The organism is Actinocorallia sp. API 0066, from assembly GCF_020991275.1.
Classification (GTDB): domain Bacteria; phylum Actinomycetota; class Actinomycetes; order Streptosporangiales; family Streptosporangiaceae; genus Actinocorallia.
Genome location: NZ_JAJLQY010000013.1, coordinates 158,251 through 174,629 on the forward strand (window position 1 = coordinate 158,251; position 16,379 = coordinate 174,629).

Here is a 16,379-nt window from a genome sequence, read left to right on the forward strand (position 1 = left end):
CGCCCTCGGGGGGCCGCGCGGCGGTTCCGCGTGCGGCGTCAGCGCCCGGTCGGCATGTGCGTGTTGTACCAGGCGGCGGCGTCACGGATGGCCCGGTCGACGTCGCCCGGCCGGTAGCCCAGCTCGTCGCGCGCCTTGCTCCAGTCGGAGGACTGCGGAGCGGACAGGTACTTGGCCAGCCCCGAGTCCATCTCCGGGGGCTTGTTGGTGACGCGCGACGCCAGCTCGGCGAGCGCGCCGTACCCGCGCAGCACCGGCGCCGGGAGCCGGATCGGACGTTTCCGCGCCCCGACGATCTCCGCGATCCGGGTGAACACGTCGTGGTAGGAGCGGTTGTGGCCGGTGAGGTTGTAGCCGTGCCCCGTCCTACCGCGTAGGGCGGCCGTCACCATGCCCTCGGCGACCTCACGGACGTCGCAGAAGGACGCGGTGCCCGGCGGCGCGAAGACCGTCTCGCCCGCCTGCATCTGCCGGATGATCCGGCCGAGTTGGAGGGTGTGGTCGTACGGCCCGATCATGAAGCCGGGGTAGACCACGACGACGTCCAGGCCGTCCGCGATCCGGGCCCGGACGGCGGCCTCACCCTCGGCCTTGGTGTCGGCGTAGTCGTAGCCGATCCCGCACAGGCTCCGCTCCCCCGCGCGTTCGGGCAGCGGGCCGCCGTCCCTGTTGTAGCCGTGCACGTCGACGGTGCCGGTGTGCACGAACCGGCTGACGCCCGCCGTGACGGACGCGTCGGCGAGGAGCGCGGCGGCGTCGACGTTGACCCTCCGGCGTCGCCCGGCCAGCCGGTTCCAGGTCGAGGTGTCGCCCGCGACGTGGAACACCCAGTCGCGGCCTTTCACCAGGGAGGGGAGCTGGTCGGGGTCGAGCAGGTCGACGAGCCGGACTTCGAGGTCGAGGCCGTCGAGGTACCGGGTGGTGGAGCCTGGCGCGCCGGTGGCGAGCACTTCGTGCCCGGCGGCGAGCAGGCTGCGGACGAGGTTGCTGCCGACGAAGCCGGTGGCTCCGGTGACGAGGCAACGCATGGATGATCTCCGGGGGTAGGGGGACGTCAGGCGCGGACGGACGTGACGGCGACGCGGACGGGACGGATGTCGTCGTAGTAGTCGTGGTCGGGGTCGGGCCAACCGAACCTGTCCCGCAACTCCGCCAGATACGCCTGGTAGGTGTGGGATTCGACGTAGTTGGCGTGCCGGGGGCTGTCGATGTAGGCGATGCCGCCGCGCAGTTCGGGGAAGTCGTTGGCCTTGCGCTCACGCAACTCGGCCCGGTGCTCGCCGGTCTCGCGCGCCCGGATGTCCATGACGATGAGCTGGGCCATCTCGTCGAACCGCTTGTAGGCGGCGTCCGCGAACTCGATGAACCCCAGCACGTACAGGCTGTCGTGGGAGCGGTTGAAGACGTTCAGGTACAGCTGCGGGTGCCCCGCCTTCCACGAGAACAACCCGGGGTCAAGGAACGGGATCTTGTACTCGTAACCGGTACACAGGAGCACAAGGTCGAGTTCCTCGTACGTGCCGTCCTTGAACACCACACCGTCGGCGGTGAAGTGGTCGATGTCGGATTTGGCGATCAGGTCGCCGTGCGCCAGGTGGTGCAGCACCTGCGTGTTCATGATCGGGTGGCTGCTCAACGCGTCGTGGTCGGGCGCGGGCAGACCCAGCCGGGTCAGGTCGCCGACGAGAGCGTCGATCATCTCGTTGATGTCCGAGGACACCGCGAGCCCCTTGGGCGGCTCGATGATCCCGTTGACGACGGCGTCGGTGGGCAGGCCGCCCAGGTGCTTGGGGAAGTACCGGTAGCCGCGACGCACCGAGAAGAACGCCTGGTCGGCGTGGCGTGCCGCGTCGCTCGCGATGTCCACGCCCGAGTTCCCGGCGCCCACGATCAGGACCCGCTTGTCCAGGAACTCCTGACCGCTGCGGAACGTCACCGAATGCCGGATCTCGCCACGGAAGAACTCCATGCCGGTGAACTTCGGCGCGTTCGGGTGCCAGGTCACGCCCGGAACGGCGATGAGCCCGTCGTACTCCAGCACCCTGCCGTCCGACAGCCGCACCCGCCACCGGTCGCCCGGCAGCGGCTCCGCGTGCTCGACCTCGGTGTTGAACGTGACCCTGTCGTACAGGCCCCAGTCACGACCGAACCGGCGGATGTAGTCCCGGATCTGCTTCCACGACGGATAGTCCGGGAACTCCGTCGGCATCGGCTGGCCGTAGAACCCACTCGTGTACTTCGAGCTGATGAAGTGGGCCGACTCGTACATCGGCGTCCCCGGGTTGTCCATGTCCCAGATGCCGCCGAAGTCACTGTGCCGCTCGAACCAGTCGAACGGCACACCCTCCTTCACCAGCGCCCGCGCCATGATCATCCCCGTCGGGCCACCACCCACGATCACGTACTTACGCGTGTACTCCACCTTCGGCCGCGCCACCGCGTCGGCGCCGCGCTTACGCAGCTCGCTCGCCGCGAACGCCGCGTACACCGCGGGCTTCCTGCCGCGGAGTCGGAGGGCGACGCCGACGCCCACCGCTGCCACCACGATCAGCAGCACCGGCACGAGGTTCACGATCTTGTTGTCGCTGCCGGTCAGCGTCGCGTAGTTGGCCGTCGCCAGGACGAAGCCGCAGGCGAGCCCGGCGAACGCGAGGGCGGGCGCGACGATGCCGGAGAACCAGCCGCGGTCGGCGCGGTTCCGGAAGAACGCGAGGACCGACAGTGCCGTCACCGCCTGCACCGAGACGATCCCGAGGGTGCCGAGGCCGATCAGCCCGGCGGCGATCGTCAGGTAGGGGTCGGCCCCGGCGAACCCGAGCGCGCCGACCACCAGCACGCTCAGCGCGGTGACGGCGACGCTGCCGACGTGCGGGGACAGGTGGCGCGGGTGGTACTGGCCGAGCACGCGCGGCAGGAACCCGTCACGGCCGATCGCGAACAGGTACCGGGACGCCGCGTTGTGCAGCGCGAGGTGCGACGCCAGCAGGCTGGTGCAGAGCAGGACCGCGAAGCCGTTGTAGAGCGCGGTGCCCCCGTGGTTCAGGGCGAGCGTGAGGACGAGTTCGCCGGATTCGGCGCGCGCCATCTCGGGCGCCTGCGCGCCGCCCGCGCCGCCGATGAGGATGAGCGAGGTGAGGACGTAGAACACCGCGATGATCGTCACCGAGGTGAACAGGGCGCGCGGGATGCTCCGTCCCGGGTTCCTGGTCTCCTCGCCGTACAGCGCGGCCGACTCGAACCCGATGAATCCGGTGAAGGCGAGCATCGCGGAGATCCCGAGGGAGCCCGCCAGCAGTTCCTGCGGGCTGAAGGCGACGAGCGGGAAGGCTGCGGTGCCGCGGTCGCCGACCACGAGCACGTCGAGCACGAGGAGGACGGCGAACTCCAGCACCATCAGCACGCCGAGGATCCGCGCCGAGAGGTCGACGTTCCGGTAGCCGAGCACCCCGACGACCGCCAGCGCGACGGCGGTACAGAGCCACCACGGGGCCGTGACGCCCGAGGCTTCGAGCACCAGTGAGGTGAAGTAGCCGAACGACGCGGGGAGGCCGATCGACGTGGCCAGGTAGCCGAGCGCGGCCACGTAAGCCGAGGCCGCGCCCATCGGTTTGCCGAGCGCGCGCGCGACCAGCAGGTACATGGCGCCCTCGTTGGCGACGCGCCGTGTCATCGCCGCGTAGCCCGTGCAGAAGCACAGCAGGGTCAGTCCGGCCATCGCGTAGGCGGCGGGGAGCGCGATTCCCTCGCCGCGGATCAGCGCGAGCGGCACGGTGCCCATCAGCGCGGCCAGCGGGGCCGCCGCCGCGACGACGAGGAACACGACGCCGCCGGTGGTGAGCGTTCGTTTCCGGGCGGACGGATCCGCCTGTTCGGATGGGGACAGGGACATGGGGGACCTCCGTATGCCTCCGCACGGCGTCGGGGGAAAGGCCGTGGCTCGGCCCGGACGTTAGTCCTGGTCGGTCGTACTGGTCAAGTGACCAAATCAAATGACCAGAACTTTCTGGTAACGTGACGTGCATGACGGAGACACGTGGGATCCGCCGAAAGGGCGACGAGAGCCGCCGCCGCGAACTGGTCACCGCGGCGTCCCGGGTCATCGCCCGCGAAGGCGTCGCGGCGGCCACCACCAGGCGGATCGCGGCCGAGGCCGGCCTGCCGCTGGGCACCGTGCACTACTGGTTCGCCGGTAAGGACGACCTGCTCGCGGCGGTCGTCGAAGCCGCCGTCGAGGACCTCCACCTCGCCACCCTCGTGCCGACGGGCGAGAACCCCGCGCGGACCAGGACGCCGCGCGAGGCGTTCCGGGCCGCCTGGCGGGTCGTCGCCGACGACGATCCCAGCCACCAGTTGTCCCTGTACGAGCTCACCACCGTCGCGCTGCGCACCAAGGGCATGGAGACGCTGGCCGCCAGGCAGTACGCGGCCTACCGAGGCGTCGCGAAGGAGGCGATCCGGCCCTGGGCGGAGGAGAGCGGCGCCGACGTGCCCGGCGGGCTCGACGCGCTCGCCCAGCTCATCGCCGTCGTCTTCGACGGAGCCGCCCTCGCCTGGCTCGCCGACCCCGAGGGCACCGAACCGGACCAGATCTTCGAACTCCTCAGCTTCCTCCTCGCCAAGGCCGTCCCCGAGAGCCCGAGCTGACCCTCGCGGGGCCGATAGCATGTCTCGGTGAAGGAGCGACGCACCCAGGCGGAACGGCGTGCCGAATCCCAGGATCGCCTCCTGCGGGCCGCCATTCAGCTCCTCGGCACGCACGGGTACGCCAGGACCTCACTCGCGGAGATCGGCAAGGCGGCGGGGCTCAGCCGCGGCCTGGTCAGCCACCATTTCGGGTCCAAGGAAGCGTGCATGCGCGCCGTGGTGACAAAGATCCGGGAAACGGCGGGAGAGCTGATCACCGAGAGTGGCGCCCGTGGCCTGGACCGGATCGACCGTCTTTTTGAGCTCTACTTCGACGGGGTCCGGCACGCGGACCCGACGTTCACCGCGATGGTCACCATCATGGTGGAGAGCCTGACCTCGACCCCCGGCCTCCGCCCGACGGTCTCCACGACCAACGACATCACCCGGAAGTTCGTCGCCGAACTCCTCACCAAGGCCGTCGCGGAGTCCTCGGCGGCCCTCACCGTGGACGTCGACGCGCTCTCCGTCCTGATCACCGGCATCCTGCGCGGTGTCGCACTCCAATACCAGATCGACCCGGAGAACGTCGATCTCGGCAAGGCCACCGAAACCGCCAAGGCCATGGTCCGCGCCACGATCGTCACCCCGGCCGCGCACCACTGACGGCACGGCCGCCGGACGGATCGTCCCCGGCCCCGTCGATGATCCAGGCGTGCTGAGTGGTCAGTCGGGTGCCGGGTCGGGGTCGAAGACGCCGGCGTCGATGGCGACGTCCCAGAACCAGCGGAGCTGGTCGTGGAAGAGCCTGCGGCCCGCCGGGCTCTCCGGGTCGAGGGTCTCCCCCTCGACCGTGGTGACGCCGCCGAACAGGAAGCCGCGGACGGCCCAGGACAGGAAGTTCGCGAAAGCTTCGAAGCCGGGGTTCCGCCGGACGTCGTACTCCGCGATCTCGCAGATGCGCCGGACGACCGGGCTCTGGTAGAGCGACTCGATGTCCCCCATGTCGGCGGCGTCCCGAAGCCGGCGGTGCTGCCACACCGACATCTCCTGGGCGTGGTCGAGATGGAACGCGATACAGGTGTCGAGGAACCGGCGCACACCCTCCCGGTCACGCGTGAACTCGGCGGCGGCCCGGTCGAGCATCGCCTCCTGCGCGGCGCTGAAGGTGGTGAGCACCTCCCGGTAGAGCGCCTCTTTCCCGCCCCTGTCGCGCACCGCCGACCGGTCCACACCGGCCGTGTCGGCGATCATCTCCACGGTGGCGTTGTCGTAGCCGAGCCCGGCGAAGACGGTGAGCGCGGACCGGTACAGCCTGTCCTCGGCAGGCGGCGCGCCCTGATCCGGATCCACCATGTCCACCAACGTATGCCGGGTGACGTCATCGCAGCGTCCAGAGCCGCGCACGGGGAGCAAGATCCTCGGCGACGCCCGGGAAGATCCTCGGGCGCCGCCGGTGGACCAGCCGGTCAGCCGGGGGTCAGCTCATGCCGCCGGGGGCGCCGCCGTTGACGGGGATGACCTGGCCGGTGGTGTAGTCCGACAGGGGCGAGCAGAGCCAGAAGATGGCGTCGGCGGCCTCGCGGATGGTGCCGGTCCGGCCCAGGCGGATGCCGGGGAAGTCCTTGGGCTCGTACATCTCCGCCTCGGGCACCACCCGGGTGGGGTCGGCTTTCACGCCCAGCCTTGCCGCCTGCTTGGCGGGCATGCCGACGTGGATGGTGCGGCCGCCCGTCCGGATGACCTCGTGGTCGGACTGCGGCAGGCCGAAGCGCGTCTGGATGATCCCGAAGGCGACGGCGTTGACGTTGACGCGGTATCTGCCCCATTCCTGGGCGAGCGTGCGCATGAGTCCGAGCACGCCCGCCTTGGCCGACGCGTAGTTCGCCGCGCCGTCCAGCCCCCACAGGCCCGCCATGGACGACACCATGACGGTCTTGCGGTGCCGGACTGTCCCGGCCTCGGCGTCCCTGCGGGCCGCCTCACGGAAGACCGGCGCGCACGCCCTGGCCAGCCGGAACGGGACGATCAGGTGGATGTCGAGCATCGCCTGGAACTGCTCGTCGCTCATGTTGTGCACCCGGCCGTCCCAGGCGTAGCCCGCGTTGTTGACGACGATGTCCAGGCCGCCGCAGGTGTCCACGGCGAACTCGACGAGCCCGTCGCACGCGTGCGGCGACACAAGGTCGGCGACGTAAGCCGACGCCGTGTCCGGCCCGTACTCCTCGTTGAGCGCCTGGACGGCCTCGGCGGCCTTCGCCTTGTCGACCTCCGCGACGACGACGTGGGCGCCGTTGGCGGCGAGCGTCGTGGCGGTCGCGCCGCCGATCCCCCGGGCGCCCCCGGTGACGACGGCGACGCGTCCGGCCAGCAGGTCGGAGCGGAGTGTGGGTTCGATCAGCATCGGTTCAGCGTCCCTTCCAGACGGGCTGCCGCTTCTCGGCGAAGGCGGCCAGGCCCTCTCGCATGTCCTCGGAGTCCAGCGCGGGGCGCGCGTAGTCGAACTGGACGGTCCAGGCGTCCGACTCGTCCCAGGCGTAGGACCGCTGGACGATCTGCTTGCTCGCCCGCACCGCGAGCGGCGCCGCGGCGAGCACCTCGCGCGCGAGTTCCAGCGCGCCCGCCAGCGCCTCCCCCGGCTCGGTCAGCCTGTTGACGAGGCCGAGTTCGGCGAACCGCGTCGCGGGCCACGCCTTGCCGGTGATCGCCAGTTCCATGGCGATGTGGTAGGGAATCCGGCGGGGCAGCCGGAACAGTCCGCCGCCGACCGCGACGAGCGACCTGGCGGCCTCGGGGATGCCCATCGTGGCCGTCCGCGACGCGACGATCAGGTCGCACGCCAGGCAGAGTTCGAGCCCGCCCGCGAGCGCGTGCCCCTCGACCGCCGCGATGATCGGCTTGGTCGGCGGCAGCGCCATGATCCCGAACCCGCCGCGCCGCCTGGTGGCCCCCAGGTCCCTGTGCGCCGCCGCGATGAGGTCCTGTCCGGCGGAGAACACGATGTCGGAGCCGGTCAGCACCGCGCAGCGCAGCGTGTCGTCCTCCTCGTAGGCGTCGATCACCGCCTCCAACGCACGGGCGGTGGCGCCGTCGAACGCGTTGCGCCGGTGCGGCCGGTTCATCCGGATGACCAGCAGGTGGTCGCCGTGCCGTTCGGTGATGATCGTCCGCTCTTCCGCGGATTCCTGCGCTGACACTGTGGCCTCCGTTGGCTGGCGTTCAGACATGGCGACGGCGGCCCTTCCAGTAGGGGGCGCGCAGCACGTTCTTCAGGACCTTCCCCATCGGGTTGACCGGCAGTTCGTCCACGAACGTGAACACGCGCGGCCGCTTGTACGAGGCGAGGCGGCCGTCGAGGAAGCGCACCAGCTCGTCCTCGGTCACCGTCGCGCCCGGCGCGGTGACGACGAACGCCAGGGGCTGCTCGCCGAAGTCGTCGTGCGGGATGCCGACCACCGCGACGTCGGCGACGGCCGGATGCCGGATCAGGACCTTCTCTATCTCCGCCGGATAGATGTTGACGCCGCCCGCGACGATCATGTCCTTGATCCGGTCGGTGATGAACAGGAACCCGTCCTCGTCCAGGTGCCCGACGTCGCCCGTCCGGTAGAACCCGTCCTTGACGGTGTCCGCGCCGAGCTCGTCGCGGCCCAGGTAGCGGGTGAGGACGATCGGTGTGTTGACCGCGATCTCGCCGGTGAGACCGGGCGGGAGCCGGTTCCAGTCGTCGTCCACGATGGCGATCTCGACACCGTCGTAGGGGATGCCGCTGGTGCCGGGCTTCGTCAACTGGTACTCGGGCGGCGTGTACGAGATCATCCCGGCCTCGCTCGCCCCGTACGCCTCCCAGAGGACGCCGTCGCCGAACCGGTCGATCACCCATTCCTTGAGCGACTGCGGGACGGGCGCGGCGCCGGTGGTGAGCGCCGTCAGCGACGACACGTCGTACCGGGCGAACGTCTGCTCCGGGAGGTTCTGGATGCGTAGCAGCATCGTTGGCACCGCCGTCCACGTGCGGATCCGGTGCCTCTCGATCAGCCGGAGCGCCTCCTCGGGGTCGAACCGGGAGAGCACCACGACCGTCCCGCCGCCCGCGCACGTCCGGACGGCGGAGGCCGGGCCCGCGCCGTGGTGCACGGGCAGGGTCAGCAGCGTCGCGGAGCGCTCCGGGTAGGGCGGGACCTTCGCCGTGGACATGGCGTAACGCATCAGCCGGTCGGGGTCGGAGACCGTCCTCGGGTCGGTGGGCGGGACGCCGCGCGGCGCGCCTGTCGTGCCGGAGGTGTACATCACCAGGGCGGGCCGAAGCGGGCCGAAGCGCGGGGTGACGACGGGGGTCGTCACCAGGTCCTCGTAGCGGACGCCGGGGCTTCCGGGCGGTTGCCCGACGGTCAGGAGGATCCCGACATCGTGCGCCGCCCATCCGGAGGCGTCGGCGTCGTTGCAGGCGAGCCCCTTCGCGTCGCTGTCGGTGATGATGTAGGCGGCCTCGTCGGGGGTGAGCTTCCAGTTCACCGCGACCTGGGCGACGCGGAGCTTCTGCAGCGCCCGCTGCACGACGAACCACTCAAGGCCCAGGTGGAAGCGCATGCCGAGCCGGTCGCCGGGGCCTAGGCCGAGCGCGGCGAGCCCCTCGGCCACGGCGTCGGCCCGGTCGTTCCACTGCCCGTACGTCATCACCTCGGCGCCGTGGACCACGGCCGGGGCGTCCGGCCGAAGCCGTGCCCAGTGCTCCGGGGTGCCGTGTTCGGGTTCCTTCACCGAGCCTCCTCAGTTTCCGGCCAGGGGGTGGCACTGGACGGCATGGCCGCACCATACTAACTTGCTGAACACTTAACAAGTAAGTACGAAGGGAACACCGTGCGGATCGCCGCCCACCCCGGCCTCTACGACCCGGCCGCCCCCACCCCCGTCCTGTCCGGAACACGGTGCGCCCGATGCCGTCACGTGTACTTCCCGCCCCTCGGCATCGGGTGCGAGGTCTGCGGCGCGGACGAGGAGCACCTCACGCCCGTCCCGATCGACGCCGTCGGGGCCGTCCACTCCCGCGCCCGGGTCCACCGCCACCTCGGGGCTCCCCTCGCCCCCTTCACCATCGCCGAGATCCGGCTCGACGCGGGCCCCCTCATCCGGGGCACCCTCGCCGGGGACGGCCCCCGGATCGGCGACCGGGTGCACGCCGTCTGGGCCGTCACCGACACCCGCGACGACGGCGCCGAGACCGTCGAACCCGTCTTCACCACCACCGCCCCGAACGGAGCCGCCTCATGAGCCGCACCCTCGCCGACCTCAGGCCCGTCCACGTGGTCGGCGTCGGCCTGCACCCCTACCAGCGGCCCAGCGACGCGCCCTACACACGGCTGGGCGCGCACGCCGTCAGGGCGGCCCTCGCCGACGCCAGGCTGGCGTGGCGCCACGTGGAGTCCGCATACACCGGCACGGCCACCACCAGCATGGGCATGTCGCGCCTGATGTACCGGCACCTGGGCGCCACCGGGATCCGCATGGCGCAGGTCGAGAACGCCTCAGCGTCCGGCTCGACGGCCTTCCGCCAGGCGTGCGTCGAGGTCGCGTCCGGGCTCGCCGACGTCGCGATCGCCGTCGGGGTGGACAAGCCGCTCTCCCTCACCTTCCCGCAGCGGGCCGCCGGGCTGCACGACCTCGTGGACGGCCGCGTCGCGCCGTTCACGCACTTCGCGCTGCTCGCCGAGCGCTACCTGCACGACCACGGCGGCACACCCGAGCAGTTCGCCGCGGTCGCGGTCAAGAACAGCCGCAACGGCGCGCTCAACCCCAACGCCCAGCGGCGCAGGCCACGCACGCTCGACGAGGTGCTGGCCCCGCCCCGGATCAGCGGGGTGCTCACCCGGCTGCAGTGCTGCCCGATCGGCGAGGGCGCGGCCGCCGTCATCGTCGCGTCCGACGACGCCATCGCCCGCCACGGGCTCGACCGCGGCCGCGCGGTGACCGTGCTCGCCTCGGCCACCCGCTCCGAGCGCGTCTACGACGGCGAGAACTTCGACGCCGCGCTCACCCGGGAGACGACCGGGCAGGCCCTGGCCGAGGCCCGCGTGACCGCCGCCGACCTCGACGTGGTCGAACTCCACGACGCGTTCACCGTCGAGGAACTCCTGTACGTCGAGGCGATGGGGCTGTGCCCGCCGGGGCGGGCGGCCGCCGCCCTGGCGGCCGGCGAGTTCGACATCGGCGGCCGGGTCGCGGTGAGCCCGTCCGGCGGCCTGCTGTCGATGGGCCACCCCGTCGGCCCGACCGGCGTGGGCCAGATCGCCGAACTCACCACCCAACTGCGCGGCGAGGCCCGCGACCGCCAGCACCCCGGCGCCCGCACCGGCCTCGCCCACATGGTCGGCATCGGCGCCGTCTGCGTCGTCCACGTCCTCCAGCGGGCCTGACCATCACCCGGGAAAACGCCCGCAGAAAGGGGAAACCCCGCGTCCGGAGGCCGGGCGCGGGGCTTCGGGCGGGGTCAGGCGGTGGCGGCCGCGACGGCGCGGCCCGTCTCGCGGCCGGAGAAGACGCAGTTCCCCAGGAAGGTGCCTTCCAGGGCGCGGTAGCCGTGGATGCCGCCGCCGCCGAACCCGGCCGCCTCGCCCGCGGCGTACAGGCCGGGGACGGGCTGGCCGGACGGCGCCAGGACCCGGCCGGACAGGTCGGTCTGCAGGCCGCCGAGCGTCTTGCGGGTGACGATGTTCAGGCGCACCGCGGTGAGCGGCCCGGCGGACCCGTCGAGGATCTTGTGCCGCGCGGCGGTCCGGCTGATCTTGTCTCCCGGGTAGTTCAGGGCGTTGTTGATGCCCATCACCTGGAGGTCCTTGCAGTAGTCGTTGTCGGTCTCGCGGTCCCGGGCCTCGATCTGCCGCCTGACGTCGTCGTGCTTGATCAGGTCGGTGCCGGTGAGCCGGTTCATCCCGGCGACGAGCTCGCCCAGGGTGTTCGCGACGACGAAGTCCACGCCCTTCTGCTGGAACTTCCGCACCGGCTCGGGGGTCTGCCAGGTACGGGAGAGCGTGAGAAGGATGTCCTTGTTGGTGAGGTCGGGGTTCTGCTCGGAGCCCGACAGCGCGTACTCCTTGTCCACGATCTTCTGGGTGGAGATGAACCAGGAGTAGTCGTAGCCGGTGTCCTGGATGAGCTTCAGGGTGCCCAGGGTGTCGTAGCCGGGCAGGGCGGGCACCGGGAACCGCTTTCCTTCGGCGTCCAGCCAGATCGAGGACGGGCCCGGCAGGATGCGGATGCCGTGGTCCTTCCAGATGGGGTCGTGGTTCTGGACGCCCTCGGTGTAGTGCCACATGCGGTCGCGGTTGACCAGCCGCGCGCCGGCCGCCTCAGCGATGCCGAGCATCCGCCCGTCGACGTACTCGGGCACCCCGGTGATCATCCGCGCGGGCGGCGTGCCGAGCGACGCGGGCCAGTTCTGCCGGACGAGGTCGTGGTTCGCGCCGATGCCGCCGGACGTCACCACAACGGCGGCCGCGGCGAACTCGAACTCGCCGACGACCGTGCGGGAGCTGCGCACGCCGCGCGCGGCGGTGCTGGGCTCGAGGACGGAGCCGCGCACGCCGGTGACGACGCCGTTGGTCAGGACCAGCTCGTCCACCCGGTGCCGGAACCTGAAGGTGACCAGCTTCTTGGCGACGGCGGCGCGCACCTTCTTCTCGAACGGCTCGACCACGGCCGGTCCGGTGCCCCAGGTGACGTGGAAGCGCGGCACGGAGTTGCCGTGCCCGTCGGCCAGGCCGCCGCCGCGCTCGGCCCAGCCGACGAACGGGAACCAGCGCACCCCGAGCCCGTGCAGCCAGGACCGCTTCTCCCCCGAGGCGAAGTCGACGTAAGCCTCCGCCCACTTGTAGGCCCAGTAGTCCTCGCCCGTCGGGTCGGTGACGCCGCGGTCGAATCCGGCGGAGCCCAGCCAGTCCTGCCAGGCCAGCTCCTTGGTGTCCTTGACGCCCATGCCGCGCTGCTCGGCGGAGTTGACGAGGAACAGGCCGCCGAAGGACCAGAACGCCTGGCCGCCGAGGTTCGCCTCGTTCTCCTGGTCGAGCAGCAGCACCCTGCGTCCGGCGGCCGCGAGCTCCGACGCGGCGACGAGGCCCGCCAGGCCCGCGCCGATGACGATCACGTCCGCCGAGGTGTCCGGCGCGGCGGCCGCCGAGCCGGATCCGACCAGCGCCGAGGCGGCGATCGCGCCGCCCGCGAGCGTCAGGGCGTCGCGTCTGGTGAGTCCTGCCGATTCCTGCTGTTCCATCTGTGTCCTCCCGGGGGTGGAAGCGGGCGGCCAGACCCGGTACGCGGACCCGGCACGTCGACCCACAATCTGAACTTCGCACTTGACCAAGTTCAGATTGTGTTACCGGATGGTAACCAGCGACCCCACCCGCCGCAAGGCCCAAGGCGCCGAAATCTGGAAACACCGCGTCGCACTTGGGCGGGCGGCCCTCCGGTTCGCCCGTCAGCCGGCGACTTTGAGACGGCCCAGGAGCATCTGGCGCAGCTCGTCGGCGATCTCCTCCAGGGTCGCGTCGACCCAGCCGACGACCCAGTCGTGCATCAGCCCGTTGATCGCGCCGACGAACGCGGCGGCCGCGACGCGGTAGTTCCCCGGCTGGATCTCGCCCCGGGCGACGGCGTCGTCGGTGGCCGCGGTGAGGAAGTCGATCCAGGCCGAGCGCCGCTCCAACCGCTGGAGGTCCATCCGAGGGCTGACACCGATCACCTCTACATAGGCGATACGGGCGTACCGCCGGTCGGTCGTCGCACCCTTGACGTAGGCGTGCAGCAACCGTGTCGTCCGCTCCGGCAGCGGCAGATCCCGCACCTGGGGCAGCACCTCGAAGACCGCCCGCGACGCGGCGTCGTTGACGGCGAGGTGCAACGTCGCGAGGAGATCCTCAAGCGTCTCGAACTCCTCATAGAACTGCCGACTGGACAGACCCGCCTCCTTGCACAGGTCCGCCAGCCGCGTCCCCCGGTACCCGGGCCCCGCCCCGAACAGGTCAAGCCCCGCCTCCAGGAACCGCGCCCGCCGCTCCACCCGCCGCTGCGCCGCGTCCTTCCCCCCGTACCGGCCTTCCGCCGGAGTGAATCTCCCCGCCAACCCATCCCCTCCGATGCCGTCCCGGCCCATTGTCCCGCACCGGCCCTCGGCCCCTGGGCGGTGAGCTTCGTCTCACCCGTGACCTGGGGTGGATGCCGGGGGTGACGCAGGTCCAGCTCTGGCCTGATTTTACGGATACGTAACCGGGCGGACACAGCGGACGTCAGGTCTTGACGATCAGACAGGTGCGGCCGAATATAGGCAAGGCTTACCTAACTAAGTGGCCGACGAAGTCTCGGTCCTGTGGGTGCCTTCCGCGCTGTCACAAACCCGCACGTACATGGGGAGGAACCATGCCTCAGAACCCCTTTGACGATGACAGCGGCAGCTTCTACGCGCTCGTCAACCAGGAGGAGCAGTACTCCCTCTGGCCGACCTTCAAGCCGGTGCCCGGCGGCTGGACCGTCGTCTTCGGCGGCGCCGACGGGGCGCCCCGCCAGGAGGTCCTCGCCTGGATCGACAGGACCTGGACCGACCTCCGCCCCAAGTCCCTCCGCGACTTCATCGCCGAGCAGGACGGCGTGCCGCAGGACGCGGCCCCCACCGGCAACTGACCTCTCGACTCAGGAGAAACACACCATGCTCCGCACCGTCCTCGGCGGAAAGATCCACCGCGCCACCGTCACCCAGGCCGACCTGCACTACGTGGGCTCGATCACGATCGACGCAGATCTGGTCAAGGCCGCGGGGCTCGTCGAAGGCGAGAAGGTCCAGGTCGTCGACATCACGAACGGCGCCCGCATCGAGACCTACGTCATCACCGGGACGCCCGGCGGCGGACAGATCTGCATCAACGGCGCCGCAGCGCACCTGGTGCAGCCCGGCGACCTGGTGATCATCATGTCCTACCTCCTCGCCGAGGAGACCGAGCTGCTCACGCACGAGCCGCGCGTCGTGCACGTCGACGCCGACAACCGGATCGTCGGGCTCGGCCACGACCCCGCCGAGCCGGTGCCCGGCGCGGTCGACCAGGTCTCGTCCAGGCAGCTTTGATGACCGTCCTCGAACCGCTCCACCTTGACGGCTTTGTGCCGTACCCCGCCGAGACCGCCGCACGCTACCGCGACGCGGGGTTCTGGACCGACGAGACGCTGGCGGAGCCGCTGTTCGCCACCGTCGCGCGCGTCCCGGAGAAGACGGCGATCGTCACGGGTGAGGTCAGCCTTACTTACGCCGAACTGGGCGACCGGGTGCTCCGGATCGCCGCGGGCCTGCGCCACCTCGGTGTCGGCCGTGGCGACCGGGCCGTCGTACACCTGCCGAACATCCCCGAGTTCATCGCGTTCGTCTACGCGTTCTGGGAGATCGGCGCGATCCCCGTCTTCGCCCCGGCGGCACACCGGCGGACGGAGATCGAGCACTTCGTCCGGGTGGCCGAGGCCCGCGTCTACGTCACCGTCGCCAAGCACGACGGCGCCGACCTCGCCGCGCTGGCGGCCGAGCTGAAGGCGGCGTGGCCCAACCTGGAGCACACCGTCGTGCTCGACGCCGAAGGCGGCGGCCCCGCTCTCGAAAGGCTGCTCGCGCACGATCCGCAGCCGCACGAGCGGCGGTCCCTGCCCGGTGACGTCGCCCTGCTGCAACTGTCCGGCGGCACGACCGGCCAGCCCAAGCTGATCCCGCACACCAGCGAGACCTACCTCCATTCGGTCAGGGCGAGCATCCCGCTGTGCGGCATCACCGAAGCCTCGGTGCAGTTGATCGCGGTGCCGCTCTGCCACAGCATGTCGGTGCGGTCCCCCGGGTTCCTGAGCCTGCTCAGCGTCGGCGGAACCGTGGTGCTGGCCCAGGACGGCAGCCCGGACACCGTGTTCCCGCTCATCGAGCGGCACCGGATCACCCAGTCGTCGATCGTGCCGCCGCTCCTGCTCGCCTGGCTGAACTCCTCGCTCAAGGACCGCTACGACCTGTCGAGCCTGGAGAGCCTGCACGTCGGCGGGGCGCGGCTCAGCGTCGAGGCGGCCCGGCGGGTGCGGCCCGAACTCGACGTCATCCTGCAGCAGGGCTTCGGCATGGCCGAGGGGCTGGTCAACTACAACCGGTTCGACGTCGACGAGGAGACGAGCGTCCGGTGCCAGGGCCGCCCCATCTCGCCCGGCGACGAACTGCTCATCCTGGACGACGAAGGCAAGCCGGTGCCGCCCGGCGTGCCCGGACACCTGCTGACCCGTGGCCCGTCCACCATCCGCGGCTACTTCCGCAACCCGGAGGAGAACGCCCGCAGCTTCACCCCCGACGGCTTCTACCGCACCGGCGACATCGTCGAGCGCGACGAGAACGGCTACCTGTCCGTGGTCGGGCGGTCGAAGGACCAGATCAACCGTGGCGGGGAGAAGGTCGCGCCCGAAGAGGTAGAGAACCTCATCCTCGGGCACGAGGGGGTGCACGACGCGTCCGTCGTCGGGATCCCCGACGCGATCCTGGGCGAGCGCGTCAAGGCGTTCGTGATCCCGCGCGCGGGAACCGACCCGGCCACGCTGAGGCTCGCCGTCATTAGGAAGTTCCTCCGCGAACGCGGCCTCGCCTCGTACAAGCTGCCGGACGCGCTGGAGGTCGTCGCCGAGTTCCCGCAGACGGCCGTCGGCAAGGTCAGCAAGCGGCTCCAACGGGCCACCCAGAACTGAGAGGACCAACGTTTCCG

The 16,379-nt window shown here is 70.9% G+C and carries 15 protein-coding genes; 7 read left to right on the plus strand and 8 right to left on the minus strand.

The window, feature by feature from the left end; translation table 11 throughout:
- Nucleotides 1–38: 38 nt before the first annotated feature.
- Both LO762_RS28230 and LO762_RS28235 read right to left on the minus strand, forming a co-directional pair.
- Entirely contained in the window at nt 39–1,028 is a 990-nt protein-coding gene (locus tag LO762_RS28230) for an NAD-dependent epimerase/dehydratase family protein (RefSeq protein WP_230619165.1), read from the minus strand.
- A 26-nt stretch (nt 1,029–1,054) separates the two neighbouring features.
- A complete protein-coding gene (locus LO762_RS28235) occupies nt 1,055–3,889 on the minus strand; it encodes an amino acid permease (RefSeq protein WP_230619166.1) in 2,835 nt (944 codons plus the stop codon).
- Between the two features lie 131 nt (nt 3,890–4,020).
- Between LO762_RS28235 and LO762_RS28240 the strand changes: the two genes are divergently transcribed.
- Together LO762_RS28240 and LO762_RS28245 are read left to right on the plus strand one after the other, a co-directional pair.
- The gene (locus tag LO762_RS28240; protein WP_230619167.1) at nt 4,021–4,644 is read left to right on the plus strand and encodes a TetR/AcrR family transcriptional regulator; all 624 of its coding nucleotides are present in this window, start codon (nt 4,021–4,023) and stop codon (nt 4,642–4,644) included.
- 27 nt (nt 4,645–4,671) lie between these two features.
- Complete coding sequence (locus LO762_RS28245) at nt 4,672–5,289, plus strand: TetR/AcrR family transcriptional regulator (protein ID WP_230619168.1); 618 nt, start codon at nt 4,672–4,674, stop codon at nt 5,287–5,289.
- A 60-nt stretch (nt 5,290–5,349) separates the two neighbouring features.
- On the opposite strand, the gene LO762_RS28250 is transcribed toward LO762_RS28245, so the two are convergent.
- From LO762_RS28250 to LO762_RS28265, 4 genes are all read right to left on the minus strand, one after another.
- Nucleotides 5,350–5,979 carry a TetR/AcrR family transcriptional regulator gene (locus tag LO762_RS28250; protein WP_230619169.1) on the minus strand — a complete coding sequence of 210 codons (630 nt, stop codon included), beginning with the start codon at nt 5,977–5,979 and terminating at the stop codon, nt 5,350–5,352.
- Between the two features lie 124 nt (nt 5,980–6,103).
- Nucleotides 6,104–7,027 carry an SDR family NAD(P)-dependent oxidoreductase gene (locus LO762_RS28255; RefSeq protein WP_230619170.1) on the minus strand — a complete coding sequence of 308 codons (924 nt, stop codon included), beginning with the start codon at nt 7,025–7,027 and terminating at the stop codon, nt 6,104–6,106.
- 4 nt (nt 7,028–7,031) lie between these two features.
- On the minus strand, nt 7,032–7,820 hold the full coding sequence (locus LO762_RS28260) for a crotonase/enoyl-CoA hydratase family protein (RefSeq protein ID WP_230619171.1): 789 nt from the start codon (nt 7,818–7,820) through the stop codon (nt 7,032–7,034).
- A 22-nt stretch (nt 7,821–7,842) separates the two neighbouring features.
- Nucleotides 7,843–9,384, minus strand: a complete 1,542-nt coding sequence (locus tag LO762_RS28265) for a class I adenylate-forming enzyme family protein (protein ID WP_230619172.1) — start codon at nt 9,382–9,384, stop codon at nt 7,843–7,845.
- A gap of 99 nt (nt 9,385–9,483) precedes the next feature.
- Here LO762_RS28265 and LO762_RS28270 point away from each other — a divergent pair, with 99 nt between their 5' ends.
- Together LO762_RS28270 and LO762_RS28275 are read left to right on the plus strand one after the other, a co-directional pair.
- Entirely contained in the window at nt 9,484–9,894 is a 411-nt protein-coding gene (locus tag LO762_RS28270) for a Zn-ribbon domain-containing OB-fold protein (protein ID WP_230619173.1), read from the plus strand.
- Nucleotides 9,891–11,036 (plus strand): thiolase family protein, encoded by a 1,146-nt coding sequence (locus LO762_RS28275; RefSeq protein ID WP_230619174.1) that lies wholly within the window; start codon nt 9,891–9,893, stop codon nt 11,034–11,036. Before LO762_RS28270 ends, LO762_RS28275 begins: the two co-directional genes overlap by 4 nt.
- 74 nt (nt 11,037–11,110) lie before the next feature.
- Here the strand turns inward: LO762_RS28275 and LO762_RS28280 are convergent, their stop codons facing one another.
- Nucleotides 11,111–12,889: an FAD-binding dehydrogenase gene (locus LO762_RS28280; RefSeq protein ID WP_304523711.1), complete on the minus strand. Its 1,779-nt coding sequence runs from the start codon at nt 12,887–12,889 to the stop codon at nt 11,111–11,113.
- A gap of 204 nt (nt 12,890–13,093) precedes the next feature.
- Entirely contained in the window at nt 13,094–13,738 is a 645-nt protein-coding gene (locus LO762_RS28285) for a TetR/AcrR family transcriptional regulator (RefSeq protein WP_230619175.1), read from the minus strand.
- 293 nt (nt 13,739–14,031) lie between these two features.
- On the opposite strand from LO762_RS28285, the gene LO762_RS28290 reads away from it, so the two are divergent.
- From LO762_RS28290 to LO762_RS28300, 3 genes are read left to right on the plus strand one after another with little or no spacing between them, the layout of a single operon-like run.
- Nucleotides 14,032–14,292, plus strand: coding sequence for an MbtH family protein (locus LO762_RS28290; protein ID WP_230619176.1), 261 nt, complete (start codon nt 14,032–14,034; stop codon nt 14,290–14,292).
- 25 nt (nt 14,293–14,317) lie between these two features.
- Nucleotides 14,318–14,731 (plus strand): aspartate 1-decarboxylase, encoded by a 414-nt coding sequence (panD, locus tag LO762_RS28295; RefSeq protein WP_230619177.1) that lies wholly within the window; start codon nt 14,318–14,320, stop codon nt 14,729–14,731.
- Nucleotides 14,731–16,362 (plus strand): (2,3-dihydroxybenzoyl)adenylate synthase, encoded by a 1,632-nt coding sequence (locus LO762_RS28300; protein WP_230619178.1) that lies wholly within the window; start codon nt 14,731–14,733, stop codon nt 16,360–16,362. Before panD ends, LO762_RS28300 begins: the two co-directional genes overlap by 1 nt.
- The last annotated feature ends 17 nt before the right edge of the window (nt 16,363–16,379 follow it).

What these genes read in the sequence shown, in the direction of transcription:
- LO762_RS28235 (WP_230619166.1), bottom strand. Translation starts at nt 3,889, where the DNA reads ATGTCCCTGTCCCCATCCGAACAGGCGGATCCGTCCGCCCGGAAACGA.
- LO762_RS28230 (WP_230619165.1), bottom strand. Translation starts at nt 1,028, where the DNA reads ATGCGTTGCCTCGTCACCGGAGCCACCGGCTTCGTCGGCAGCAACCTC.
- LO762_RS28280 (WP_304523711.1), bottom strand. Translation starts at nt 12,889, where the DNA reads ATGGAACAGCAGGAATCGGCAGGACTCACCAGACGCGACGCCCTGACG.
- LO762_RS28255 (WP_230619170.1), bottom strand. Translation starts at nt 7,027, where the DNA reads ATGCTGATCGAACCCACACTCCGCTCCGACCTGCTGGCCGGACGCGTC.
- LO762_RS28250 (WP_230619169.1), bottom strand. Translation starts at nt 5,979, where the DNA reads ATGGTGGATCCGGATCAGGGCGCGCCGCCTGCCGAGGACAGGCTGTAC.
- LO762_RS28240 (WP_230619167.1), top strand. Translation starts at nt 4,021, where the DNA reads ATGACGGAGACACGTGGGATCCGCCGAAAGGGCGACGAGAGCCGCCGC.
- LO762_RS28300 (WP_230619178.1), top strand. Translation starts at nt 14,731, where the DNA reads ATGACCGTCCTCGAACCGCTCCACCTTGACGGCTTTGTGCCGTACCCC.
- LO762_RS28275 (WP_230619174.1), top strand. Translation starts at nt 9,891, where the DNA reads ATGAGCCGCACCCTCGCCGACCTCAGGCCCGTCCACGTGGTCGGCGTC.
- panD (WP_230619177.1), top strand. Translation starts at nt 14,318, where the DNA reads ATGCTCCGCACCGTCCTCGGCGGAAAGATCCACCGCGCCACCGTCACC.
- LO762_RS28290 (WP_230619176.1), top strand. Translation starts at nt 14,032, where the DNA reads ATGCCTCAGAACCCCTTTGACGATGACAGCGGCAGCTTCTACGCGCTC.